Source organism: Pseudomonas sp. LBUM1674 (assembly GCF_059695635.1).
Map to the genome: position 1 here is coordinate 5368628 of NZ_CP166779.1, position 25117 is coordinate 5393744.

23 protein-coding genes are annotated in these 25117 nt (G+C 60.1%); 15 read left to right on the top strand and 8 right to left on the bottom strand.

Annotation, left to right across the window (positions count from 1 at the left end; genetic code table 11):
* Positions 1–217: 217 nt before the first annotated feature.
* Positions 218–3598 carry a retention module-containing protein gene (locus tag ACA067_RS24605; protein ID WP_497458890.1) on the bottom strand — a complete coding sequence of 1127 codons (3381 nt, stop codon included), beginning with the start codon at positions 3596–3598 and terminating at the stop codon, positions 218–220.
* A 588-nt stretch (positions 3599–4186) separates the two neighbouring features.
* Here ACA067_RS24605 and ACA067_RS24610 point away from each other — a divergent pair.
* Genes ACA067_RS24610 through ACA067_RS24620 form a run of 3 tightly spaced genes read left to right on the top strand, consistent with a single transcriptional unit; the run spans position 4187 to position 9124 of the window.
* Positions 4187–5545 carry a TolC family outer membrane protein gene (locus ACA067_RS24610; protein WP_497458891.1) on the top strand — a complete coding sequence of 453 codons (1359 nt, stop codon included), beginning with the start codon at positions 4187–4189 and terminating at the stop codon, positions 5543–5545.
* Positions 5546–5599: 54 nt separating this feature from the next.
* Entirely contained in the window at positions 5600–7759 is a 2160-nt protein-coding gene (locus ACA067_RS24615) for a type I secretion system permease/ATPase (RefSeq protein ID WP_497458892.1), read from the top strand.
* Between the two features lie 9 nt (positions 7760–7768).
* Entirely contained in the window at positions 7769–9124 is a 1356-nt protein-coding gene (locus ACA067_RS24620; RefSeq protein WP_497458893.1) for an HlyD family type I secretion periplasmic adaptor subunit, read from the top strand.
* A gap of 149 nt (positions 9125–9273) precedes the next feature.
* Here the strand turns inward: ACA067_RS24620 and ACA067_RS24625 are convergent, their stop codons facing one another.
* Together ACA067_RS24625 and ACA067_RS24630 are read right to left on the bottom strand one after the other, a co-directional pair.
* Entirely contained in the window at positions 9274–9870 is a 597-nt protein-coding gene (locus tag ACA067_RS24625; RefSeq protein WP_497458894.1) for a tRNA-uridine aminocarboxypropyltransferase, read from the bottom strand.
* Positions 9871–9874: 4 nt separating this feature from the next.
* Positions 9875–10768 (bottom strand): LysR family transcriptional regulator, encoded by an 894-nt coding sequence (locus ACA067_RS24630; RefSeq protein ID WP_064679167.1) that lies wholly within the window; start codon positions 10766–10768, stop codon positions 9875–9877.
* Between the two features lie 348 nt (positions 10769–11116).
* Between ACA067_RS24630 and speB the strand changes: the two genes are divergently transcribed.
* From speB to ACA067_RS24660, 6 genes are all read left to right on the top strand, one after another.
* Positions 11117–12067 carry an agmatinase gene (speB, locus tag ACA067_RS24635; RefSeq protein WP_150766619.1) on the top strand — a complete coding sequence of 317 codons (951 nt, stop codon included), beginning with the start codon at positions 11117–11119 and terminating at the stop codon, positions 12065–12067.
* Positions 12068–12074: 7 nt separating this feature from the next.
* A complete protein-coding gene (locus ACA067_RS24640) occupies positions 12075–12482 on the top strand; it encodes a YybH family protein (RefSeq protein WP_497458895.1) in 408 nt (135 codons plus the stop codon).
* Between the two features lie 54 nt (positions 12483–12536).
* Positions 12537–14048, top strand: coding sequence for a purine-cytosine permease family protein (locus tag ACA067_RS24645; protein WP_497458896.1), 1512 nt, complete (start codon positions 12537–12539; stop codon positions 14046–14048).
* Between the two features lie 172 nt (positions 14049–14220).
* Positions 14221–15600 carry a sodium:solute symporter family protein gene (locus tag ACA067_RS24650; RefSeq protein ID WP_497458897.1) on the top strand — a complete coding sequence of 460 codons (1380 nt, stop codon included), beginning with the start codon at positions 14221–14223 and terminating at the stop codon, positions 15598–15600.
* Positions 15601–15686: 86 nt separating this feature from the next.
* Entirely contained in the window at positions 15687–16412 is a 726-nt protein-coding gene (locus ACA067_RS24655; protein WP_497458898.1) for an MBL fold metallo-hydrolase, read from the top strand.
* 54 nt (positions 16413–16466) lie between these two features.
* A complete protein-coding gene (locus tag ACA067_RS24660) occupies positions 16467–16718 on the top strand; it encodes an acyl carrier protein (protein WP_497458899.1) in 252 nt (83 codons plus the stop codon).
* A gap of 155 nt (positions 16719–16873) precedes the next feature.
* Here ACA067_RS24660 and ACA067_RS24665 read toward each other — a convergent pair whose 3' ends face one another.
* The 3 genes from ACA067_RS24665 to ACA067_RS24675 all read right to left on the bottom strand — a co-directional run bounded on the left by ACA067_RS24665 (position 16874) and on the right by ACA067_RS24675 (position 19306).
* Positions 16874–17002 (bottom strand): PA1414 family protein, encoded by a 129-nt coding sequence (locus ACA067_RS24665; RefSeq protein WP_007914492.1) that lies wholly within the window; start codon positions 17000–17002, stop codon positions 16874–16876.
* 231 nt (positions 17003–17233) lie between these two features.
* Positions 17234–18166: a DMT family transporter gene (locus tag ACA067_RS24670; protein WP_497458900.1), complete on the bottom strand. Its 933-nt coding sequence runs from the start codon at positions 18164–18166 to the stop codon at positions 17234–17236.
* Positions 18167–18469: 303 nt separating this feature from the next.
* Complete coding sequence (locus ACA067_RS24675; RefSeq protein WP_497458901.1) at positions 18470–19306, bottom strand: CvfB family protein; 837 nt, start codon at positions 19304–19306, stop codon at positions 18470–18472.
* On the opposite strand from ACA067_RS24675, the gene ACA067_RS24680 reads away from it, so the two are divergent.
* The 4 genes from ACA067_RS24680 to ACA067_RS24695 all read left to right on the top strand — a co-directional run bounded on the left by ACA067_RS24680 (position 19305) and on the right by ACA067_RS24695 (position 21712).
* Positions 19305–19529, top strand: a complete 225-nt coding sequence (locus ACA067_RS24680) for a hypothetical protein (RefSeq protein ID WP_497458902.1) — start codon at positions 19305–19307, stop codon at positions 19527–19529. The two genes, ACA067_RS24675 and ACA067_RS24680, sit on opposite strands and share 2 nt — an antisense overlap.
* A 127-nt stretch (positions 19530–19656) precedes the next feature.
* Positions 19657–19845 carry a PFL_1563 family small protein gene (locus tag ACA067_RS24685; protein ID WP_017337097.1) on the top strand — a complete coding sequence of 63 codons (189 nt, stop codon included), beginning with the start codon at positions 19657–19659 and terminating at the stop codon, positions 19843–19845.
* 215 nt (positions 19846–20060) lie between these two features.
* Positions 20061–20777 carry a TorF family putative porin gene (locus ACA067_RS24690; protein ID WP_497458903.1) on the top strand — a complete coding sequence of 239 codons (717 nt, stop codon included), beginning with the start codon at positions 20061–20063 and terminating at the stop codon, positions 20775–20777.
* Between the two features lie 65 nt (positions 20778–20842).
* Positions 20843–21712, top strand: coding sequence for a DUF6279 family lipoprotein (locus tag ACA067_RS24695; RefSeq protein WP_497458904.1), 870 nt, complete (start codon positions 20843–20845; stop codon positions 21710–21712).
* 116 nt (positions 21713–21828) lie between these two features.
* Here ACA067_RS24695 and ACA067_RS24700 read toward each other — a convergent pair whose 3' ends face one another.
* Positions 21829–22218, bottom strand: coding sequence for a transcriptional regulator (locus ACA067_RS24700; protein ID WP_497458905.1), 390 nt, complete (start codon positions 22216–22218; stop codon positions 21829–21831).
* 175 nt (positions 22219–22393) lie between these two features.
* Here ACA067_RS24700 and ACA067_RS24705 point away from each other — a divergent pair, with 175 nt between their 5' ends.
* Both ACA067_RS24705 and ACA067_RS24710 read left to right on the top strand, forming a co-directional pair.
* Positions 22394–23128, top strand: a complete 735-nt coding sequence (locus ACA067_RS24705; RefSeq protein WP_497458906.1) for a DUF899 domain-containing protein — start codon at positions 22394–22396, stop codon at positions 23126–23128.
* Between the two features lie 140 nt (positions 23129–23268).
* Complete coding sequence (locus tag ACA067_RS24710) at positions 23269–23544, top strand: hypothetical protein (protein WP_497458907.1); 276 nt, start codon at positions 23269–23271, stop codon at positions 23542–23544.
* A 96-nt stretch (positions 23545–23640) separates the two neighbouring features.
* Here the strand turns inward: ACA067_RS24710 and ACA067_RS24715 are convergent, their stop codons facing one another.
* Entirely contained in the window at positions 23641–24987 is a 1347-nt protein-coding gene (locus tag ACA067_RS24715; RefSeq protein WP_128871778.1) for a DEAD/DEAH box helicase, read from the bottom strand.
* Positions 24988–25117 lie beyond the last annotated feature (130 nt).

The window sequence follows — 25117 nt, forward strand, 5'->3', positions numbered from 1 at the left end:
GTCAGTTGGACCGCGTTATCGTTCTTCGCGGGCAAGCCCGCTCCCACAGGTTCGCGTCGACCACAAAACCCAGGCCCACCACAGCCCCCTGTAGGAGCTGGCTTGCCAGCGAAGGCGGCGGACCAGTCAATACATCACCAACAGCCACCCCTCCTCCCACCAGACAACAAAAAAAACGCCATCCCATTGACCAGGAATGGCGGTTTTGTCGTTCAGATCACACCGTATCCACCTTCAACGAATGATCATTCAACATCCCGTTGATGATCGTCGCCGTATCGTGCCCCCCCGCAACCACCCCGCCCGCCCCCGGCATGACGCCGTAATGGCTGGCCAGGTTGACGCCCGCCAGGTCGATGGTCTGGTTCGGCGCGGCGCCGGCCATGCCGCTGACGTCGATGCTGGTGACCAGTGAGTCGCCGCTACCGCTGATTTTGAAGTGCAGGTAGTCATCCAGCGAGGCCGCGGTGCCGTTTTCCCCTTGCAGCAGTTGCGACAGATCAAGTTTGTCGGTGCCCGGCGTGAAGTCGGTGACCACGTCGTGGCCACTGTTGCCCTTGAGCCACTGGAAAGTGTCCGCGCCGGCGCCGCCGGTGAGGGTGTTGTTGCCCAACCCGCCGATCAGGAAGTCATCGCCATCCCCGCCGTTGAGGATGTCGTTGCCCAGACCGCCATCGAGCAGGTCGTTGCCCGCTCCGCTGAACAACAGGTCATTGCCGGCCTCGCCATGCAAGGTGTTGTTGCCGTTGCCGGCGGTCAGCACATCATTGCCGTCGCCGGCACTGATGAGGTTGTCACCGGTGCCCGCCACCAACACGTCATCGCCCGCGGTGCCGACAAGCGTGTGGCCCTCCTGATAACTGATGGTCACGGCCGCGCTGTCACTGCCGCCATGGTTGTCGCTGGCGGTGTAGGTGCCGTGGTAATCCGGGGTGATGTCGTGGGCGCCGGAGTAATTGACGGTCATGGTCAGCGTGTAGTTTTCCGAACCGTTGCCACTGTGTCCCGGGCCGTCGGGGATATTGGTGATGTGGATCCGGTAAGTGGCATCCGAGGTTGCGGTGATGGTCTGGCCGTCGGCGATGGCGATGAAGGCGCCACCGTTGACGGAGTACTCCATGGCGATCTGGCCGGCAGTCAGGTTGTGGTCCAGGTTGAGGGTTTCACCCTGTTTGAGGTTGACGGTGATGCGGTCCTCATCGTTGGCATTGGCGTGGGTGACTTTGCCCAGGTAACCGCTGACGACCAGCACCGCGGTCATGGTGGCCGCGTTCGCGGTAAAGGCGCTGCGCACGTTAGCCAACGCCTGGTTCGGCGTGCAATTTTGGGTGCCGGTGAAGTTGATCGCCCCGGTGCCGGTGAAGTCCGCACCTCTTGCAATCCATCCGGTATTGAAGGTGGTCGGTGCCGCAGTGAGCGGGTCAGCATCGGGATCGGTATCGTTGGCCAGCAGCCACTCACCCGGCAGCACGACGCTGCCCGACAGCACGTTGGTGATGACGTGGTCATCGACCGCCACCGGTGCCCCGTTCGGAATGACCTTGACCACCAGCGTCGAGCTGGTCAGGTCGCCGTCGTTGTCGCTAATGGTGAAGCCGATGTTTTCGGTGAGCACCACCGCCGTGGTTTTCTGCGAGGTGTAGGTGTACTCGCCGGTGTCCAGGTTCACCAGCAGCGTGCCTTTGTTGTCGGTGGCGATGCTCAGGGTGTTGTTGGCTGTGTTGAACGTACCGTGATTGGCACCGCCGCTGAAATTCAGCGAACCCTGGTGGCCGTTGCCTTTGGGGTTATAGGTGTATGTCGTGCCATCCACCGTGATGGACTTGATGAAACCGCCATCGGCGCCGAATGAACCGCCCTCGCCCAGCAGCGAGCCGGTGACTGGTACGCCGACCACAGTGCCCGACAGTACCGAGTTGAGTTGACCGAGGTCTTTGACGATCACGGCGTTGGTGTTGGTGCCGGTACTGCCGTCATAGGCCAGTGGATCGAGGCTGGCATTGCTGACGCCCTTGCCCAGGCCGATCGCGTAGTTCTTGATATCATTGGCTTCGAGGAAGGCTTTCCAGGCCGCTTCATCCGATCTGCCGATAGACCCTTCGTTGGGTTTGCCATCGGAGAAGAAGTAACCGACGTTCTGCGCTCCTGTCAGTTTGCCTTGGGTGTCGAACGCGGTTTTCGCCACGGCCACGGCCGCATCGTAGTTGGTATCACCACCCGCCTTCAGGCCGGAGATGATCGACTTGGCCGTCGCCACATCCACCCAGACCGAGGTCTTGTCCGAGGCGTTGCTGCTGAAGGTGACAATCTGCACTTTCACGTCGCCCAGGTCATCGTATTGGTCGAGCAAGGCGCTGATCGCCTGCTTGGCCAGCGCCAGCCGCGACAGGCCATTGACGCCGGAAGCGTCGGCCATGCTGCCGGATACGTCGATCACCAGCAGCAGGTTGGTGTCGATCTCAGCGGCCGCCACAGAGCGCTCGGCAGCGACGGCGGTGGGCAGATCATCGACGATGTTGACGTTGATCTGCCCCGAGGCGGAGCTGCCATCAGTGTCGGTGGCGACCACGTTGAAGTCTTCGCTGATGCTGTTGGCACCGTTGGCGTTCGGATGGGTTTCGTTATCCAACAGGGTGTAGCTGTAGCTGACAACGCCGGTGGCCGCATCGTAACCGGTGATGGCCAACGTATTGCCCAACGGGGTGACGATCGATTGCGGAAAACCTGCGGCCACGCCGCCACTGATCACATTGATCCCGCCGATGCTCAGGTTGTTCAGCCCGTCCGGTGCGGACACGGTGAAAGTACTGCGCTGCGTCAGTGCATCGGGGTTGCTGGCAGAACCGTCGGCCAGGTGGGCGTCGTTCAGCGTCAGTTCGCCTCCCGCCACGGACAGGCCCGTAAGCGTGACCGGATTATCCACAACGTCCGGCACCACCGGCACTACGCCTGTACCGCCAGCCCCTCCCGCACCGCCTGCGCCGCCTGCGCCGCCTGTGCCGCCTGTGCCGCCTGCACCGCCTGCGCCGCCTGCGCCGCCTGCACCGCCTGCACCGCCTGCCCCCCCTGCACCGCCGTCGCCATTGTCCGGACCACCGGCCAAACGCTCAAGGGGAGGTTCCGCAATGCTATTGAAGTCCGTAGTGGAGAAACCCATCGTGGGATCGACCCGGCCCGCCACTTCTTCCAGCATCACAAAACTGTGGCCACCCCCCAACGCACCGCTGGCATTGCCGTTGCCGGGGCCGGCCGCCGTGGCTTCGCCGGTCTCCGTCGGGTCGGCCCCCGCCGCGATCGCTCTTTGCAATTGCTCGACATCGGCCAGTTGCGCCTGACTCGGCGTCATCACCTCCGTGGTGTCCACATGGGGCACCTGGTGAGCGAGTAGCTGGGAGGTCATTTGCAGGCTGCTGCCACGGCCCAGGGTCAGTTCCTGGCCATTTTGCAGATGCACCGCCACCGCCCCCTCGGTACCGGTGAACAGTAGCTCGCCGGCGAACAGCCGATCGCCCTCGATCAGGGCGCGTCGGGTGCCGTCGCTCGCGACCGCAAACACCTGGCCGATGACCTGACTGACGATACCGATGAGCTTAGCCATGTGCGATTCCTCCGCTGCCAACCGCTGTCGGCACCCTGTGGTTGCGAAGAACGTGCTCATGGCTCAAACAGGTCACAGGTCGGATCGTCACGGGGCAGGGCTTACCTGAAGTAAGCCGCTGCCCTGGCGACAGACTCGCCATGCGTGTCACTCGCGGGGGATGTGTGCGGGTCGGGATAAACCCGATGCAATCAACGGCATCGGGGTCCACTCACGCAACAATTCGCCTGCGAGCGATGCGTAACGGTGATGAAGCATCAGGGTGACAAAAAACCGTCACCCTGAAACCGTCACGCTTCCCTCCCCTCCAGCACTTTCCCGCCCTATGTCGATAAATGGATTGAACGTTCCTCAAGCCCTAAGAAGCGCCCTAAAGCTCCTAAATCAAGGGCTTTCGCAGTAAACAATGTGCTGGATTTTTCACAGTGCATAAGTTTTTTTTGGCATATGTCTTATGAGAAATGCTTCTTAGGTTGGCTCTAGAATGTTCTTAGCTCTGTTGTTACAAGCATGAAACGGTTTACTGATTAAAATCGTCAAATAATTGGCGACTGACAAGCACCATCCAGGACTTCAGGGAGATGCCCGATGCGCGTTTTGCCCCCTCTTTGCAGCGCGATTCTTCTGGCCATGGCCTGTATCAGCCAGGCTCAGGCGATGTCATTGACTGAAGCGATCCAGAGCACCATTGCGACTCACCCGGAGCTGGCGTCCCGGGTGGACAGTCGCCTGTCGGCCGATGAAGACGTGAAAGTCGCCAGAGGGGGTTTTTATCCATCGGTTGATCTGAATGCCGCCTACGGGCGCGGGTACAGCGATAACACCAACACCCGGGCATTCGGCAATCACCACAAGGAAATCCTCACCTATACCCAATCGGAACTGCGCCTGCGCCAGATGCTCTTCGACGGTTTCAATACCGCCAATGAAGTCGAGCGCACCAAAGGCGTGGTCAACTCCCGGGCCTATTACGCTCAGGGCACCGCCCAGGACCTGGCCCTGCGCACCATCGAGGTTTACCTGGAAGTGCTCAAGCGCCGCGAACTGGTGACCCTGGCCAAGAACAACCTGCAAGCCCACCTGCGGGTCAACGACCAGATCGGCCTGCGCACCCAACGCGGTATCGGCAGCAATGCCGACGCCGATCAGTCCACGGCTCGCCGGGCCCTGGCGGAGAACAACCTCGACACCGCCGAAGTCGATCTGGCCGATGCCGAAACCAACTTCTTCGCCGTCGTGGGGCGCATGCCCGACGAGCTGGAAACGCTGCCGTCGATTCGCGGCGAATTGCCCGCCAGCCTGGCGCAAGCCCAGCAGAGCATGGTCGATAACAACCCGTACCTGAAATCGGCCCAGGCCGATGTGCAATCGGCCGAGAGCCAGTACGAAGTCTCCAAGTCGCCGTTCTACCCGCGCTTCGATGCCGAAGCCGCCGTGGGCGCGAACAACAACGTGCAAGGCGAGGAAGGTCACGACAACGAATGGCGCGTCGGGATAGTGATGAACTACAACCTGTTCCGCGGCGGCAGCGACAAGGCCCGCCTGGCCGGCAACGCGCACCGGATCAACCAGGCGATGGACATCCGCAACAACGCCCTGCGCCAGCTCAACGAGAACATCCACCTGGCCTGGAACGCCATGGTCAACGCGAAGAAACAAACCCCGACCGCCCGCGAATACGCCGAAACCACCACCCGCGTACGGGCGGCGTATCAGGATCAGTTCGGCCTGGGCCAACGGACCCTGCTCGACGTACTCGACAGTGAAAACGAGCTGTACAACGCCAATCGTCGCTACACCGAAGTGCGCTACGTCGAGGAGTACTCGATGTACCGCGTGCTGGCGAACATGGGCCAGTTGCTGAGTCAACAACGGGTGGTGCTGCCCGCCGATGCGATCGCCCAGGCCGAAGTGAAAAACGAGGCTCGTCTGCCTGAACTCAAATAATCCGAATGGGGTAATCCCTACGGGGAGATAGGTCGTTCAACGGGAGCGTTCACTGTGACCAGCATGGAACCCGGCAACATCGGTGTCGATCCGCGCTTGAGCTTCGATGACCCGCTTCTGGACGGTCTGTTGATCCTCTGCAAACTCCACGGCGCCACGGTCAGTCGCGCCAGCCTGAGTGCCGGGCTGCCTTTGGCACATCAACGCCTGAGCCTGGACCTGCTGCCGCGCGCAGCAGCCCGGGCCAGTTTGCAGGCGCGGGTGCTGCGCCGTGAACTGGCGGACATTTCCGCCCTCAACCTGCCCGTGATGTTGATCCTCAACAACGGCCGCACCGCGATTCTACGGCGTTGGGGCGATGACGGTCGGGCGCTGATTCTGCCGTGCGAAGCCGACGGCGGTGAACAATGGGTCAGCCGTGAAGAGCTGGCGCAAAACTACAGCGGCCAGGCCTTGTTCGCCCGGCCGCGCCATGAACTCGAAGACTTGCGCGCGCCCCTGGTGCCACGCGTCGAAGCCTGGTTTCGCGATACGTTGAAGCTGTCGAAATGGCTGTACGGCGATGCGATCCTGGCCAGTTTTCTGATCAACCTGCTGGGGTTGATGGTGCCGCTGTTTGTCATGCAGACGTATGACCGAGTGGTGCCGAACCAAGCGACATCGACCTTGTGGGTGCTGTCCATCGGCTTGCTGATCGGCACCGGTTTCGAACTGGTGTTGCGGGTGGTGCGCGCACACTTGCTGGACACCGCCGGGAAGAAAACCGACGTAATCCTGTCGGCCACGCTGTTCGAACGCATCACCGGCATGGCCATGAAAGCGCGGCCGGCGACCATCGGCGGTTTCGCCCAAAGCATCCATGACTTCCAGGGCCTGCGCGAATTCCTCACTGCCGTGACGCTGACCAGCCTGATCGACTTGCCCTTCGCCATACTGATGCTGGTGGTGATTGGTCTGCTGGGTGGCTGGCTGGTGGTGATTCCAGTGTGTGCGTTTCCGGTCACGATCATTTTCGCCATGGTGATCCAGGCCCGCCTGCGCGACACCGTACAAAAAAGCCTGACCCTGGGGGCCGAACGCCAGGCCCTGCTGATCGAAACCCTCGGCGGCCTGGAGACGCTCAAGGCCTGCAGCGCCGAAAGCGAACGCCAGCACCAGTGGGAAAGCACCCACGGCGCGCTCACCCGCCTCGACAGCCATGCGCGCAATCTCTCGGCCCTGGCCACCAACGGCACCTTGTTCATTCAACAATTTTCCGGCATGGCGACCATCGTCGCCGGGGTCTACAGCATCATCGCCGGCAACCTCAGCGTGGGCGCGCTGGTGGCGACCTACATGCTCGGCAGCCGGGTGCTGGCGCCGCTGGGCCAGATCGCCGGCTTGATCACCCGCTACCAGCAAGCACAACTGACCATGAAAAGCACCGACGCGCTGATGTCCCTGCCCCAGGAACGCGACGCCCGACAACGGCCGCTGGAACGCACGCAACTGCAAGGCGCGCTGGATGTCATCGGTGTGACCTTCCACTACACCGGCCAGGGCGCTCCGGCGCTGGCCAATGTCAGCTTCAGCGTCAAACCCGGCGAACGGATCGGCATCATCGGTCGCAGCGGTTCGGGCAAAAGCACCCTGGCGCGGCTGGTGATGGGTTTCTACGCGCCGGAAGAAGGCCAACTGCTGCTCGACGGCCTGGACCTGCGGCAACTGGACGTCGCCGACCTGCGCCAGCAGATCGGTTACGTCGCCCACGACCTGCCCCTGTTGGCCGGCAGCCTGCGTGACAACCTGACCCTGGGCGCACGCTACATCAGCGATGCACGGATGCTCGAAGTGGCAGAACTCACCGGTGTCACCGAGCTCGCGCGCCAGCACCCACAAGGGTTTGACCGGCCAGTGGGCGAACGTGGGCAACTGCTGTCCGGCGGCCAGCGCCAGGCGGTGTTGCTGGCGCGTGCCTTGTTGCTCGACCCGCCGATCATGCTGCTCGACGAGCCCACCAGCGCCATGGACAACAGCAGCGAAGACGTGCTGCGGCAGAAACTCCACGGCTGGGTCCAGGGCAAAACCCTGCTGCTGGTCACCCACCGCACCTCGATGCTCAGCCTGGTGGATCGGCTGGTGGTGCTGGACAACGGGCGGATCGTCGCCGACGGTCCGAAAGACGCGGTGATCGATGCACTGCGCAAGGGCCGCGTCGGCTCTGCGGCTGTCTAGGAGTGCGCCATGTCGTCTTCACAAGATTCGCGCGGCTATTTCTCCAGCTTCGGCAAAAGCGCCGAAAGCGAGTTCATGCCGGAAACCGCCAGCGCTTCGTTGCAGGACTCCCCGCGCTGGTCGCGGATTACGGTGTGGCTGACCGCCGCGCTGATTATCTCCGCCGTGGTCTGGGCCAAATTCGCCGTGTTGCAGGAAGTCACCATGGGCGAAGGCAAGGCGATTCCGTCGAGCAAGATTCAGGTGATCCAGAACCTGGAGGGTGGCATCGTCACCGAAATTTTCGTCCGCGAAGGGCAAATGGTGAACAAGGGCGATACCTTGCTGCGCCTGGATGACACGCGTTTCCTGTCGAACAAGGGCGAAAGCGAGGCCGATCGCTACGCGCTGACCGCACAGGTCGAACGGCTTTCGGCCGAAGCGGAAGGACGGCCGTTCAAACTGTCGCCGGACGTCATCGCCAAGGCCCCGCAAGTGGCCGAGGACGAACGCTCGCTCTACGAACAACGGCAACGCCGGCTGGCCAGCGAACAACGCACCCTGTCGGAACAACTTCGGCAAAAAACCCAGGAACTGGCGGAGTTTCGCTCGAAACAGGGTCAATACAGTTCCAGCCTGGCACTGCTGCAACAAGAGATGAACATGTCCGCACCGCTGGTGGGCACCGGGGCGGTTTCGCCCGTGGAGATCCTGCGACTCAAACGCAGCGCGGTAGAGATTCGCGGCTCGCTGAATGCTACGACCCTGGCGATTCCCCGGGCCGAGTCGGCGATCAACGAGATCAAGAGCAAGATCGATGAGTCGGAACAATCCTTCCGCTCGGACGCGGCCAAGGAGCTGAATGAGAAGCGCACCGACCTGTCGAAAATCACCGCGTCGAGCATCGCCATTGACGACCGCGTGACCCGTACCACGGTGGTGTCGCCGGTACATGGGATTATCAAGATGTTGAAGGTCAACACCATCGGTGGCGTGGTTCAGCCAGGCAGCGACATGGTGGAAATCGTGCCGCTGGAAGATAACCTGCTGATCGAAGCCAAGGTTCGACCGCAAGACGTGGCGTTCCTGCATCCAGGGCAGAAAGCGATGGTCAAGTTCAGTGCCTACGACTACACGATTTATGGCGGGTTGAGTGCGAAACTGGAGTTGATCGGGGCGGACACGATTACCGATGACAAGGGCAACAGTTTTTATCTGATTCAGGTCAGGACCGACAAGAATCATTTGGGGGGAGATGTGAAGCCGCTGCTGATCATTCCGGGGATGGTGGCGACGGTGGATATCATTACCGGGCAGAAGAGTGTGCTGGATTATCTGCTTAAGCCGGTGTTGAAAGCGCGGACCGAGGCGATGCGGGAGCGGTAGTCTCTGGCCGGGATTTTCTGTGATTGTTCCATCGCTATCGCGAGCAAGCTCGCTCCCACAATTGATCTCCAGTGAACACAGAATTTGTGATCACCGCATACCCCCTGTGGGAGCGAGCTTGCTCGCGATGGGGCCCGCAAAGGCAACGATCATTTCGGCCCATGATTGCGTAAAAAAGTCTCCTCCCCCATCGCCGCAATCTGCCCCTCGATCAACGCTTCGAACGGCTTTAACAACGGTTCAAAACTGACGGGTGCTTCCAGCGTCTGCAACGCCTGAACAATCGCCTCCACCGTCGACAACGCCCCCGGTCCCGGTGCCTTGCGCAGCCGATATCGCGACACGCCCCCCTCAACCAGGGTCACTCTGGGCAACGCCGCCAGCAACGGATTGAGGTGCAGCATCTTGCGCGCCTTGCGCCATGTGCCGTCCGGAACCACCAGCAACAGCGGCTCCTCGGTTTCGGTGTACGCCTGCAACGGCTGCGCATCGTCGGCAGGAAACAACAGCCGCGCCTGGTAGCCCGGTTGATTCAACAAGGCCGGCAACGCCTCGAACACCTCGCCCACGATCAATTCGGCATTGTTCAACCCCAACGCCGCCAACCGTGCGGTGTTCAGCGCATGGTTCACTTCGCTCGGATGCTGAAGCAGCAATACCCGAGTGCGGCTATCGAGACTCGGGATCAGCGGGCACAGGCAATGACTGTGTGGGCGCAGGCAGTGCGGGCATTGGATTCTGGACATCTTCTCAAGCCTGATTCAGTTGCGCTTTAAGCAAGTCGCGAAAGGTCTGGATCAGCGGCTCGCGACTGCGCCCACGGCGCACGATCATCGAAAACGGTGCCTGATAACCGAACGTCGCCGGCAGCAGCACCCGCAAGTCGCCCTTGTCGGCCCAAGCCTGGGCGTAGTGTTCCGGCAGGTAACCGATATAGGCGCCAGACAGCACCAGTATCAGCTGCGCTTCCATACTTTCCACCGTTGCCGCGCTGTGCTTGAAACCATGGCGCGCCAGTTCCGCCTGGCTCCAGTAACCCCGGCCGACCATGCGCTGCTGGGTGATGACCTGCTCGGGGATACGCCGCTCGGTGAACAGCGGATGCCGACTGCTGCAATACAACCAGTGCTGCTCACGGTACAGCGGCATATAGACCAGCCCGCTCATGCGCGTGGAGAACGCGCCGATGGCCAGGTCGAGGCGATTGTCCTGCACGCCGAGCTGCAGTTCGTAAGGGCTCATGACCGACAAGTGCAAATGCACCGCCGGATGCTCCTGGGTGTAGGCGCCGATGGCTTCGGCAAAGGGCAGGGCCTTGTCGCTGACGGTGGAATCGATCACCCCCAGGTTCAGCGTACCGCGCAGTTCGCCCTTGAGGGCGGCGGCGTACTGCTCGAAACCTTCGAGTTCGCCGAGCAGACGCAATGTTTCCTGATGGAACAATTCTCCCTTGCTGGTCAGGCTGAAGCCGCCGCGACCGCGATGGCACAGCACCAGACCGAGGGCGGCCTCGAGCTGGCTCATGTAAGTGCTGATGGCCGAGGTCGAGAGGTTGAGCTCCTGCTGGGCGTTGGCGAACCCCTGATGGCGGACCACGCTGACGAAGATGCGCAACAGTTTCAGGTCGGGTAAAGCGTTGGCCATGGGGGCTCCGATCTCGGGGGGACGCGCAGTGCTCGTATCAATGCAAATCCTTGTGGGAGCGAGCTTGCTCGCGATAGCGGTGGGTCAATCAATGTTGATGTTGACTGTCACTCCCTCATCGCGAGCAAGCTCGCTCCCACAGGTACTGCACAATTCGACCCATCGCAGGATCATGGGAGAAGTCTATCTCCCCCTCCGCCATTAGTTTAGAAAAATCTGAACTAAGTATTTGCCCGTAGCGATTCTTCCCCGCCACTACATTTCGCAGAATCGGCCCACAGCGGTGCCCGTGTCTTCCCAGACCTGCGCAACCGACATAAATAAAACAACGACGATGAGGCCCTACCCGTGGACAAGATTCTTCACCAACCACTGGGCGGCAACGAAATGCCGCGCTTCGGCGGCATCGCCACCATGATGCGACTCCCCCATGTGCCTACCGCTGCCGGCCTCGACGCCGCCTTCGTTGGCGTGCCGCTCGACATCGGCACCTCCCTGCGTCCCGGTACCCGCTTCGGGCCACGTGAAATCCGCGCTGAATCGGTGATGATCCGCCCGTACAACATGGCCACCGGCGCTGCCCCGTTCGATTCGCTGTCAGTGGCCGACATCGGTGACGTGGCGATCAACACGTTCAACCTGCTGGACGCTGTACGGATCATCGAAGAGTCCTACGACGCCATTCTCGAACACAACGTGATCCCGCTGACTCTGGGCGGCGACCACACCATCACCCTGCCGATCCTGCGTGCCATCCACAAGAAGCACGGCAAGGTCGGCCTGGTGCACATCGACGCCCACGCCGATGTCAACGATCACATGTTCGGCGAGAAAATCGCCCACGGCACCACCTTCCGTCGCGCCGCCGAAGAAGGCCTGATCGACTGCGATCGCGTGGTGCAGATCGGTCTGCGCGCCCAGGGCTACACCTCCGAAGACTTTAACTGGAGCCGTAAACAAGGCTTCCGTGTGGTTCAGGCCGAAGAGTGCTGGCACAAATCCCTGGCCCCTTTGATGGCCGAAGTTCGCGAGAAAGTCGGCGGCGGCCCGGTGTACCTGAGTTTCGACATCGACGGCATCGACCCGGCCTGGGCGCCAGGTACCGGCACCCCGGAAATCGGTGGTCTGACGACCATTCAGGCGATTGAAATCGTTCGCGGCTGCCAAGGCCTCGACCTGATCGGCTGCGATCTGGTAGAAGTCTCGCCCGCATACGACACCACCGGCAACACCTCGCTGCTGGCCGCCAACCTGCTGTACGAAATGCTCTGCGTACTGCCGGGTGTGACCCACCGCTGAGGATCGCATGCACGAACGTGATCAGGTACTCCAGGCCGCTGCCGATCTGGTAGCCGCCTTTGCCCGTAACGATCGCGAAGCCTACTTCGGCGCGTTCAGCGCCGATGCCAGCTTCGTCTTCTACACCCTCGAACAGCCTTTGCTGTCGCGCGATGCCTATCAGGCACTGTGGGACGGCTGGCGGACCGAGGATGGCTTCGAGGTGCTGTCATGCATCTCGAGCAACGCCTTCGTCAGCCTGCAGGGTGACGTGGCGATTTTTATCCATGACGTGGCCACCGAGTTGCGCATGCAAGGGGAGCAACACTTCAGCCAGGAGCGCGAGACGATTGTGTTTCGCCGACAACAACAAGGCCCATGGCTGGCCTGCCACGAACATTTGTCCGCGATGCCGGAAGGGCTGCCATCCCCTTAGCCAAACAGGTGACGCTCACGCACGATGAGCGCGCCTTTATGATCGGAGCTGATCATGAATAACAACAACAACGACCCAAGCCTTACGCAGATTGAAACCCACGGGGTCGAACAGATCCCGGACAGCGAACGCACCGCAGGCCCGACGGACTTGTTCCGGATGATTTTCGGCGGTTCCAACACGTTTGCCACCGCCGTGCTCGGCAGTTTCCCGGTACTGTTCGGCCTGTCTTTCCAGGCGGGCGTCCTGGCGATTGTGCTCGGTGTGCTGCTGGGCTCGCTGATCCTCGCGCCCATGGGCCTGTTCGGCCCGCTCAATGGCACCAACAACGCCGTGTCTTCCGGTGCGCATTTCGGCGTGCACGGGCGGATCGTCGGGTCGTTTCTGTCGTTGCTGACTGCCATCGCTTTTTTCTCGCTCTCGGTGTGGAGTTCGGGGGATGCGCTGATCGGTGGTGCCAAACGCCTGATCGGTCTTCCGGAAACCGACCTGACCCTGGGGCTGGCCTACGGTCTGTTCGCGATTCTGGTGCTGACCGTTTGCATCTATGGCTTCCGCTTCCTGCTGTGGGTCAACAAGATCGCGGTGTGGAGCGCCAGCCTGCTGTTCCTGCTGGGTATCTTCGCGTTCTCCGGTCCCTTCGATGTGAACTTCGCCGGCACCGTCAGCCTGGGGCAACCGGGTTTCTGGGCGGCCTTCATCGGCGCGGCGCTGGTCGCAATGAGCAACCCGATTTCCTTCGGCGCGTTCCTCGGCGACTGGTCGCGCTACATCCCGCGTAACACCTCCAAGCGCCGGATCATGGCGGCCGTGGTGATCTCGCAGATCGCGACCTTCATCCCGTTCCTGTTCGGTTTGACCACTGCCACCATCGTGGCGATCAAGGCGCCGGACTACATCGCGGCCAACAACTACGTCGGCGGTCTGCTGGCGGTCTCGCCGAGCTGGTTCTTCCTGCCGGTGTGCCTGATCGCGGTGATCGGCGGCATGTCCACCGGCACCACTTCGCTCTATGGCACCGGGCTGGACATGTCCAGCGTGTTCCCACGGGTACTGTCGCGGGTCAAGGCCACGCTGCTGATCGGCGTGATGTCGATTGCCTTCATCTTCATCGGACGCTTCGCCGCGAACCTGGTGCAGAGCGTGTCGACCTTCGCCGTGCTGATCATCACCTGCACCACGCCGTGGATGGTGATCATGATTATCGGTCTGCTGGTGCGTCGCGGCTTCTACTGCCCGGATGACCTGCAAGTGTTCACCCGCGGCGAAAAAGGTGGCCGCTACTGGTTCACCCACGGCTGGAACTGGCGCGGGCTGGGGGCATGGATCCCGAGTGCGCTGGTTGGTTTGTGCTTTGTGAACCTGCCAGGGCAGTTCGTGGGTCCGCTGGGCAACCTGGCTGGCGGCATCGACATCAGCCTGCCGGTCACTCTCGGCCTGGCGTCGCTGGTGTACCTGGCGTTGCTAAGCCTGTTCCCGGAACCGGCGGCGGTGTTCGGGCCGAATGATTCACGTAGCAAGGGCACGGATTCGCTCGGTAAACCGGCGCTGCGACAAACCGCCTGATTCAACGCACTACCTGTGGTCAACGCATTACCTGTGGGAGCGGGCTTGCCCGCGATGAACGATAACGCGGTCAGTCTGGAAGATCGCGGCGCACCCATCGCGGGCAAGCCACGCTCCCACAGGGATTGATTTTTCGCCTCACCATAAAAAAGACAATCGGAGACACGCCATCATGGCTTTGGATTTATTCGTCGTTCTCATTTACGCCGCCGCGATGCTGGTACTCGGCTACTTCGGCATGCGCAAGGCCAAGACCAACGAAGACTACTTGGTCGCCGGTCGTAACCTCGGCCCTACGCTGTACATGGGCACCATGGCCGCAACCGTCCTGGGTGGCGCGTCCACCGTCGGCACCGTGCGCCTGGGCTACGTCCATGGCATTTCCGGTTTCTGGCTCTGCGCCGCACTCGGTTGCGGGATCGTGGCGCTGAACCTGTTCCTCGCCAAACCGCTGCTGAAGCTGAAAATCTATACCGTTACCCAGGTCCTGGAAAAACGCTACAACCCGATGGCCCGTTCGGCGAGCGCGGCGATCATGCTGGCGTACGCGCTGATGATCGGCGTAACCTCGATCCTGGCGATCGGCACCGTGCTGCAAGTGCTGTTCGGCCTGCCATTCTGGATCTCGGTACTGCTCGGCGGTGGCGTGGTGGTGGTCTACTCCGCCATCGGCGGCATGTGGTCCCTGACCCTGACCGACATCGTGCAGTTCGTGATCAAGACCGTTGGCTTGATGTTCATCCTGTTGCCGATCTGCCTGTACCGCGTCGGCGGCTGGGATGAACTGGTGATGAAACTGCCGGAGGCCGCTTTCAGCTTCACCACCATCGGCTGGGACACCATCATCACCTACTTCATGATCTATTTCTTCGGGATCCTGATCGGCCAGGACATCTGGCAGCGTGTGTTCACCGTCAGGACCGCCAAAGTCGCTCAGTACGCCGGTACGTTCGCCGGTATCTACTGCATCTTCTACGGTCTGGCCTGCGCCCTGATCGGCATGGCTGCTCATGTGCTGATTCCGGATCTGGACAACGTCAACAATGCCTTCGCCGCTATCGTCAAACTGTCGCTGCCGGACGGTATCCGTGGCCTGGTGATCGCTGCTGCACTGGCCGCCATGATGTCCACCGCCAGCGCCGGGCTGCTGGCTGCGTCCACCACCCTGACCGAAGACCTGCTGCCGAAACTGCGCGGCGGCAAACAGTCGAGCCTGGGGATCAACCGCCTGTTCACCCTGCTCACCGGCATCGTCGTACTCGGCATCGCGCTGGTGGTCAATGACGTGATCAGCGCCCTGACCCTGGCCTACAACCTGTTGGTGGGCGGCATGCTGATCCCGCTGATCGGTGCGATCTTCTGGAAGCGTGCAACCACTGCCGGCGCCATCGCCAGCATGGGCCTGGGTTTTGCCACCGCGCTGGTGTTCATGATCAAGGACGGAATGGACGCCAACACCCCGATCTACTACAGCCTTGGCGTCGGCCTGGTGAGTTTCGTCATGGTCAGCTTGCTGTCCCGCCGTCCGGTAGCGGTAGCGAGCGCCGTCTAAGCTGAAAAGAATGGATTAAGTTTTTTCTTCGACGAGTGTGGCGTCGGTTGCCACACTCGTTTTTTTTCGCCTGAAGGAAACTGCCAATGAAAATCGTCAGCCGCGATCAGTGGTTCGAGGTCAAACAGCTCAGCGACGGCGTCCGATTGATTCACGAGCCTTACATTCGCCCCTTCTACCGCTGCAATCTCTGGCACATTCAGGGCCGCGACAAGGACTTGCTGCTGGACAGCGGTTCCGGGCTGGTGAGCCTGCGCGAGCAGTTGCCGTGGATCACCGAACGGCCACTGGTGGCAGTGGCCAGTCATTGCCATTTCGACCACATCGCCGGCCATCACGAATTCCCCGAGCGCCTGGTGCACCCGGCTGAAGCGCAGATCCTCGCCGCGCCGGACGGTGACAACACACTCAGCACGGCCTTTGTCGGTGACGACATGTTCGAGGCTCACCCCGACTGCCCGCTGTGCTACGCCGAATACCGGGTCAAGGCCGCACCGGCCACGGGAATGATTGAAGAAGGCGACGTGCTGGATCTGGGGAACCGCACGCTGCAGGTGCTGCACACACCGGGGCATTCACCGGGCGGCATCAGCCTTTACGAGGCGGCGACCGAAACGCTGTTCAGTGGCGACATCATCTACGACGGGCCGCTGATCGAAGACGCCTACCACTCTAACCTCGACGACTACGCCCGCAGCCTGCAGCGCTTGCGTGCGTTGCCGATCCGCACGGTGCACGGCGGGCATTTCGGCAGTTTTTCCGGGGAGCATTTACGCACGATGATTGACGAGTGGCAGCGCTCGCACGGTTGAAGCCTGCTGTACTCAAGCGCAGGGACAACAACAATAACGCCCTCGAAGAAAACCATGAAAAAAGCCGCCGTACGTGCCGCCATGCATCGCTTCATCAGCCACCTGCTGGAGGGTCAGGATGACTTCGACGACAACACCAGCCTGGCGCAGCTGGGACTGGACAAGGAGGATATCGAAGAACTGATCTTCCATTTGGAAGATGAGCTGGGTTTGACGGCGTTTACCGCCGAAGAAGATCAAATGCTCAAGACGGCCAGGACGGTGAATGACTTGAGCCGGTTTTTGATGGCGCTTGGGCGGGACTGAAAACCGCCCTGTTATTGGAACCTGTAGACCGCCAAGATCGCAGCCTTCGGCAGCTCCTACAGGAGCACTCGCAATCGCAACCTTTACACTGCTCCACTGTAGGAGCTGCCGAAGGCTCGGGCCGCGTTCGGACGATCTTTTCAGACCTTGACGCGTTACCGGCGACGCTGCTGGCGTCGGCGCTGTTCGTCGTCAGTACGAATAGGTACAGGTTGCAGAGGCGGTTCGATCAAACCGAGTGCGACACCCAGGTCATGCAGCCAGTTTTGGATTTTCTCTTTCATGGTGCCCCCTTCAGGGTAGTGCCGAGCGGCTGAAAATTCTGTAGCCCCTTCGCACTGATAATAGTCCGAAGTCCTGCGCAATGCTCGCCAAAAGTGGCAATGATCTGTTACTGAATTGATCCAAATACCTGACCGTTAGTTCAAGTCATCAGCTGAACGTGAGTCAGGCCGCCGGATAGACCGTCTGTCGCCGCTTGATCCACGCATTCGGTGCTTTGCTACCCGCCACCGTCAGTACTGCCCCAGGGCTTTGCGTAGACGACGGCGCACCCACTGCTCAGCACTGACAAAGGTGATGCCCAATAGCACCAGCACCGCGCCGACGACGAAGTTGAGACTCAATTCCTCACCCAGCAGCACCACGCCGAACGTGACGCCAAACAACGGCGTCATGAAGGAAAATACCGCCAGGTTAGCTGCCAGATACCGGCGCAGTAGCCAGAACCAGGTCAGGTAACTGAAGAACGACACCACCAATCCCTGGAACAGCACGCTGGCCACCGCCACAGTGGTCAGGCTGACGTGGCCGACCTGGCCGCTGAGGATTGCGATCAGCAGCAGGCCGACGAAACCGACGATCAGTTGATAAAACAGGGTCAGGGTCACCGGCGCTTCCGACAGGCGCGAAGCGCGCACCACCACTGTAGTCGCGCCCCAGGACGCGCCGGCCAGCACGCCCAATGCATCGCCCAGCAGCATGCGCTGATCGAGATTGTCCCAAGACACTCCACCGGCAAATGCGATGGCAATCCCGACGAAAGCCAGGAAAATGCCCAGCCACTGCACAGGCCTTAAACGTTCACTGGGCAACAGCCAGTGAACACCCAACGCGGTAAAGATCGGCGCGGTGTAAAGGAACACCGACATGTGTGCGGCCGTGGTCAGTTGCAGGCCTTCGGAAATGAAGAAAAACTCCAGGCCGAACAGTGAACCGGCCAGCAAACCGCCGCGCCAGGTACTGCCGACCTGATCCCAACCACCCTTCCAGCACAGCAAAAGTCCTACGAGCAATGCGGAGATACCCGACCGCCCCGCCGCTTGCATGACCGGAGCAATGTCGGGCGCCGCCCATTTGATCATCACTTGCTGAACGCCCCAGATCAGGCACAGCCCCATCATCACTTGCAGGGCAAACCCGTCGGCGCTACGCCGGGCGGCGCTCACCGGAACACCTCGACAACACAATCCATGGCAGTGACTCGACAGTAAAAGCAAAGCCCCGGTTTTTTGCCGAGAGAGCGCCGGGGCGAAAAATTGTGCGGCCGATTATTAACCAGATGGCCAGAAAATGCCGCCTGCCAAAGACCTTGGGATTCCTGGTTGCGTCATTTTGCGGGAGCGTACTTGGGGTGAACCGGGGATTTTTGCCGGATGCATACTGTAGGCGCTGCCGCAGGCTGCGATCTTTTGACTCTCAAAGATCAAGATCAAAAGATCGCAGCCTGCGGCAGCTCCTACGGGGGGCCGTCAGCTCAGTTCGATGCGGTCGGCATGAATGACGATCTGGCCGTTCTTGTACAACGCACCAATCGCCTTTTTGAAGTTGCCCTTGCTGACGCCAAACATGCTGGTGATCACCGTCGGATCGCTCTTGTCGCTCACCGGCAGCGTGCCGTTGTTGTCGCGCAACCTGGCGAGGATCTTCGAGTTGAGGCTGGTGGCAGCTTCCTCGCCGACCGGTTGCAGGCTCAGGCTGATCTTGCCATCGGCCCGGACTTCTTTGATAAAGCCCTTTTCTTCTTTACCGGCGCGCATGAACTTGAAGATTTCGTTCTTGTGGATCAGGCCCCAGTGCTTGTTGTTGATGATCGCCTTGAACCCCATGTCGGTGGCTTCGGCGACCAGCAGGTCAACTTCCTGGCCCGGGGTGTAGTTGGCCGGCGTCTTGTCCAGGTAGCGGTCCAGACGCGCCGTCGCCGTGATGCGGCGGGTGTGTTTATCGAGGTAGACGTGCACCACGACATACTCGCCAGCGGTCATCTGACGCTTTTCTTCGGAGTACGGCAGCAACAGATCCTTCGGCAAGCCCCAATCCAGGAAAACCCCGATACTGTTGACTTCAACGACTTTCAAACTGGCGAATTCACCGACCTGCACTTTCGGTTTTTCGGTAGTTGCGATGAGTTTGTCATCGCTGTCCAGATAAATAAAAACGTTGAGCCAGTCTTCATCTTCGCTGGGAATATCTTTGGGAATATAACGATTGGGCAGGAGGATTTCGCCGTCCGCGCCACCGTCCAGATATAAACCGAAGTTAGTGTGTTTAACCACTTGCAAACTGTTGTAACGCCCGATTAAAGCCATGTCCAATACCCTCATTGCGTGGGCGGCATTCTACCCGGTTTTGCGGGTCGCGTTCGGCGGCCAGCCCGATGGCGCAGGAAAATCCTCTGAAGCCCTTAATTTTCCTGATTTTTATCCCGCACGCCTGGCCACTCGTCAGACCACACTGACACTGCTCGCGCCTGCCAGTCAGGCAAAAATCGCTAGTTCCCCACTGTTCTTTTTAGTTAAAACAGCAGCTTAGGGGCATTTCCCGAACAATAACCCGCGATACATTACTCACCTGCGATCTGTATTTCGGGGGGATATTTATCAAGCAATTGTCAAGTATTTCCTGTACTATGCCTGGCCAAGTTAATTTCTACAGGTTAATGGCCGCCATGCGTGTAAAAGCATCCAACAGCAAAGCAAAGCCAGCTCCAGCCGTTGAAACCAGCGAATCGATCAACAACCAGATTGCTGCGTTCCTCAAGTCCGGCGGCGAGATCCAGCAAATTGCCAAAGGCGTCAGCGGCCAGACATTCGGCCCGTCCAAGCAGATCACCTTGGGCAAAAAGTAACTCTACACGATTTCTCCGCGATAACTGGTCCCTAAGCGCTTTGAGCTTCGAAGCGCTTGGACTGGAACCCTCCTGCAACACCCCGCCCAACATCCATCCATCAAAAATCGACGAACGGCCATCAATGCCGAGCATTCGCCGGTATCCTTGCACACGTCTAGATCAAGCGTTTCAGCAGGTTTTTTTCCTGTTTCTCGCTGTTCATGGAGTGACGCATGCTCAAACCCTCTCTGTTCCTGCTCGCCAGCCTGCTGGCGTGTTCGGTCGCCAATGCGCAGATCTTCCAGCGTGAGCTGGGCGACTTCGATCTCAAACTGGGCACCACCCCCAGTCGCAGTATGGCCCAGGGCCTGGTCAAGCCTTCCAGCACCGGCTCGTTCCACGGTGGTCTCGACCTGAGCCACAATAGCGGATTTTACGTGGGCCAATGGTCACCGAGCATGGGCTTGAGTCCGGGTAACAACCTCGAAGTCGATTCCTACATGGGTTTTAAACAGCCCTTCGATCACAGCCTCGGGTACGAAGTAGGCATGATCCATTACAGCTACCCGACAGTAGAGACGCTCGACAGCCAGGAGCTGTTTGGTGGCCTGACCCTGCTGGGCAGTCGGTTCGGCGCGGCGTTCAGTAACGATCCGGATAAACGGAACAGCACGGTATTCGCCGACCTGAGCGGGAATCAGCCCTTCGGCATCGGGGTCAGCATGAAATACACCACTCACCAGCTCAACGCTCCGGTGTCCGTCGAGGGTGGATATGTCGGCAGTTTCACCGATTGGTCAGTGAAGCTCTCCCGTCCATTCATGGGCATCGACCTGGACCTGATCTACAGCGACTCCAGCCTCAGCGGCAGCGACTGTTCCGCCTATTCCGGGCACAACAGCCAGTGCGATGGCCTGGTCACCCTGAAAGCTCAACATGCCTTCTATTGATAGGCTGAACTGGCGGGCTCATCCCGCGTCCACATGAGAACCCACGCATTCGCAAGGACTTGCCCATGTCGCGCTGGTTGAAGTGTCTCACCGTTGTTATCTCCCTCTGTCTTGCCCTCGGTGCGTGCAGCCGCGTGGGCCTGGCCTATCGCAATCTCGACGTAATCATCCCGTGGACGCTCGGCGACTACCTGAATATGAACGGCGAGCAGAAAGACTGGTTCAACGAACGCCTCCGCGAGCACCTGAGCTGGCACTGCACCACGCAACTGCCGGGCTACCTCGACTGGCTGGACCGCTTGCAGGACATGGTCGAGCGCAACCAGGTCACCGACGCTGCGCTGCAAGCCCGCACCCAGGAGGCCAAACAGGCCATCGCTCAGACGGCCAGGGAAATCACCCCGTCGGCCATCGAGTTGTTGCAGGGGCTGAATGACAAGCAAGTCGCGGAAATGAACGACGCCTTCGCCAAAGACCAGCGCAAACGACAGGAGCAATACCTCAAACCGTCGCTTGATCAGCAAATCAAGGAGCGTGGCGAACGCATGGAAAAACGCTTGAATGACTGGCTCGGCCCGCTCAGCCCGACGCAACAGCAACGAGTAGTCGCCTGGTCGAATGCCTTGGGCGATCAGAACACGCAATGGATCGCTAACCGCGTCCATTGGCAAAAGCAATTCAGTGCGGCGGTCGCGCAGCGCCAGAGCCCGCAATTCCCACAGCGCATCGAGACGCTTCTGGTCAATCGAGAGACGTTGTGGACACCCGCCTATCGCCAGGCCTACGCCAACACCGAAGCCCAGGCGCGGTCGCTGTTCGTGGACTTAATGGTCGAGAGCACGCCGGCGCAACGGCAGCAATTGCTGAAGAAAATCGAAGGGGTTCGCAAGGATTTCAATGATTTGAAATGTCTGAAAGCAGCACAACAGAGCTAAAAATCAAAAGATCGCAGCCTTCGGCTGCTCCTACAGGTGTACACAAAAACCTGTAGGAGCTGCCGAAGGCTGCGATCTTTTTGCATTCACCACAATATCAGGCGATCTGCACAAGATCAGGCGATCTGCGCCTTGGATGCCACTTGATCAAACGTCACCTCGTCCAGCGCATCTTCCTGCTCATCCAGCACCTGCCGCGGATGGTCATTGCCCGGAATGCTGCTGTCGATCAGGCTCAACAAACTCGATCCCCGTGGCGTCAACCTGTAGTTCGAGCCGGTGCCACCCTGTTCCTCGGGCCGAGGCTCGATATAGCCGCGCTCCAGCAATAACTTTTCGTACTCGCCGGCCACCGCCTTCAGGTGATCCAGGTTTTCCGTCCGTTCGCCCTCCGTCGCTTGCTCGGCAGCGTACTGTTCGGCATAGGGCCGTGGCGTGAAGCTGGGTGCCCCGTTCTGTACTTCGTGCAGTAAGCGTTCGATCAAATCCCAGTTATAAGTCGTCATCCTGATCAACCTCCAGCGCCCGTAAGTGAAATGGCCTACATAGGTTGTGACCTACAGCGTCCGCAGCCGTTCAGCTAAGGATTTGAACAGCGCCGACCGGTGGTATGTCGAATTTGGCACAGGTCGAACGACTACCCATGTCAGCTACCTCCCAGCATCCCGCAGGAGAAAACCAATGAACATTCAGAATCATCCCGTCGTCTCCCGAGAAGAATGGCTCACCGCCCGCAAACAACACCTGGCCAACGAAAAAGCCTTCACGCGGGAACGGGACAAACTCAGCGCCGAGCGCCGCGCCCTGCCCTGGGTGAAAATCGACAAGGACTACCGTTTCCAGGGCCCTGACGGCGAGTTGAAACTGGCCGATCTGTTCGGCGGCCGCAGCCAGTTGGTGATTTACCACTTCATGTTCGGCAAAGGCTGGGACGAAGGTTGTTCCGGCTGCTCTTTCCTGTCCGACCATATCGACGGCGCCAACCAGCACCTGGCCCACCATGACGTGGCAGTGGTGGCGGTTTCCCACGCACCCTTCGCCGAATTCCAGGCGTTCAAACGGCGCATGGGCTGGAAATTCGATTGGGTCTCGTCCGAAGGCTGCGATTTCAACTACGACTTCGGCGTCTCCGCCCGGGCCGAAGACGTCGCCGCCGGCAAGGCCACCTACAACTATGAAAAATCCGACGGTGCCGAAGAAGAACTCCCCGGCCTCAGCGTGTTTTATCGCAACGAAGACGGCGAAATCTTCCATACCTACTCCACTTATGCCCGCGGTCTGGACATGCTGGTGGGCGCCTACAACTATCTGGACCTAACGCCCAAGGGCCGCAATGAAGAGCAAATCATGGAATGGGTGCAGCTTCATGATCAGTATGAAGGCAAGGCCTCATCCAGTTGCTGCCATGGGGGATAGACCGCGGAGACTGAGTCGCGCCTCTGTCGGATCGTCGCCCGGTGACGATCCGACAGAGACTGAGGTGCTGTCGCTGAACTTTTTCCACTCTTCAACCCTCAACCGGATAACCCGCCTTAACCGGAAATGAGGCTCGCCCTATGAAAACCCTGCTGAAACTCACCCTGGCTGCCACTTTCGCCTGCGCTCTTCCCGTTTGGGCTTGCACGCCTGAAGAAGCCACGGCCAAACGCGAACAACTGGCCAAGGAGGTCGCCAAGCTCACCGAACAGAATCCGGCCAAGGCCAAGGAGATCAACGACGAGTTGCAGAAGATGGACCTGGGCACTGCCAGCAAGGATTTGCCGGACAAGTGCCAGTTGATCGATCAGCGATTGAAGGAGCTGGGAACGGCTGAGAAGAAAGCCGAGAGCTGAAGGCTGCGATCATCTGATTTGAAGAGGGTTAGTCAGGTTTCAAAGAAAAAAAACCCGGACACTGTCCGGGTTTTTTATGGGATCGCTACCGACGCTTTATTCAGCAGCCGGCGCTTCCGGCTTGCGGCGCTTGAGCGGCGCCATGCCGTCCTTGCTGACCAGCGACAGGGCGTCGGTCTTCGGGCGGTTTGCGATCTTGCGCTTGGTCGGGGCCTTGGCACCGGTTTTCTTCTTGTCGCCCTTGGCGTCGACCTTTTTCTTCTTCACGCCGACGGCTTTGCCCGAGGCCTTGACCTTTTTCGGTCCGCCGTAGGTGCCTTTGACTTCCTTGATGGTGCGGCGCTCGAAGCTCTGCTTGAGGTAGCGCTCGACGCTCGACATCAAGTTCCAGTCGCCGTGGCAGATCAGCGAGATGGCCAGGCCATCGTTGCCGGCGCGGCCGGTGCGACCGATGCGATGCACGTACTCGTCGCCGCTGCGCGGCATGTCGAAGTTGATCACCAGGTCCAGCCCGTCCACGTCGAGGCCACGAGCGGCGACGTCAGTGGCGACCAGGATTTTCACGCCGCCCTGCTTCAGGCGGTCGATCGCCAGTTTGCGATCTTTCTGATCCTTGTCGCCGTGCAGCACGAACGCTTTGTAGTCCTGCGCCACCAGGCGGCCGTAGATACGGTCGGCCATGGCCCGGGTGTTGGTGAACACGATGGCCTTCTGATAGGTCTCGTTGGCCAGCAGCCAGTTCACGATCTGTTCTTTGTGCTGGTTGTGGTCAGCGGTGATGATCTGCTGACGGGTGGTGGCATTCAGGTCGCTGACGTTGTTCAGCTGCAGGTGCTCAGGGTCGTTCAGCACCTTGGCGACCATCTCGCGCAGGCCCGAACCGCCGGTAGTGGCGGAGAACAGCATGGTCTGCTGGCGGTTGGTGCACTCTTGCACCAGACGCTGCACGTCTTCGGCAAAGCCCATGTCGAGCATGCGATCGGCTTCGTCGAGCACCAGCACTTCAACTTCTTTCAAATCGAGGTTGCCGGCGTTGAGTTGCTCGATCATCCGCCCCGGCGTACCGATCAGGATGTCCGGCACTTTGCGCAGCATCGCGGCCTGGACCTTGAAGTCTTCACCGCCGGTGATCAGACCGGACTTGATGAAGGTGTACTGGGCGAAGCGCTCGACTTCCTTGATGGTCTGCTGGGCCAGCTCGCGGGTCGGCAGCAGGATCAGGGTCTTGATGCTGACGCGGACTTTCGCCGGGCCGATCAAGCGGTTGAGGATCGGCAAAACGAAGGCAGCGGTTTTGCCGCTGCCGGTTTGCGCTGTCACCCGCAGGTCACGCCCTTGGAGCGCCAGCGGAATAGCCGCTGCTTGCACAGGCGTTGGCTCGACAAATTTAAGCTCGGCCACGGCTTTGAGCAGGCGTTCGTGCAGGGCGAATTGGGAAAACACGGGTGCTACCTCGAAGAAATACAAAAAAACAGCTGCATAGGGTAACGGTTTCGAGCGCGAAGGCCGAGTTTCTTTATACAAACGGCGCTAAACAGTGGTTTTTTTGTTGCGCCTTTTGTCCTCAAGCGTC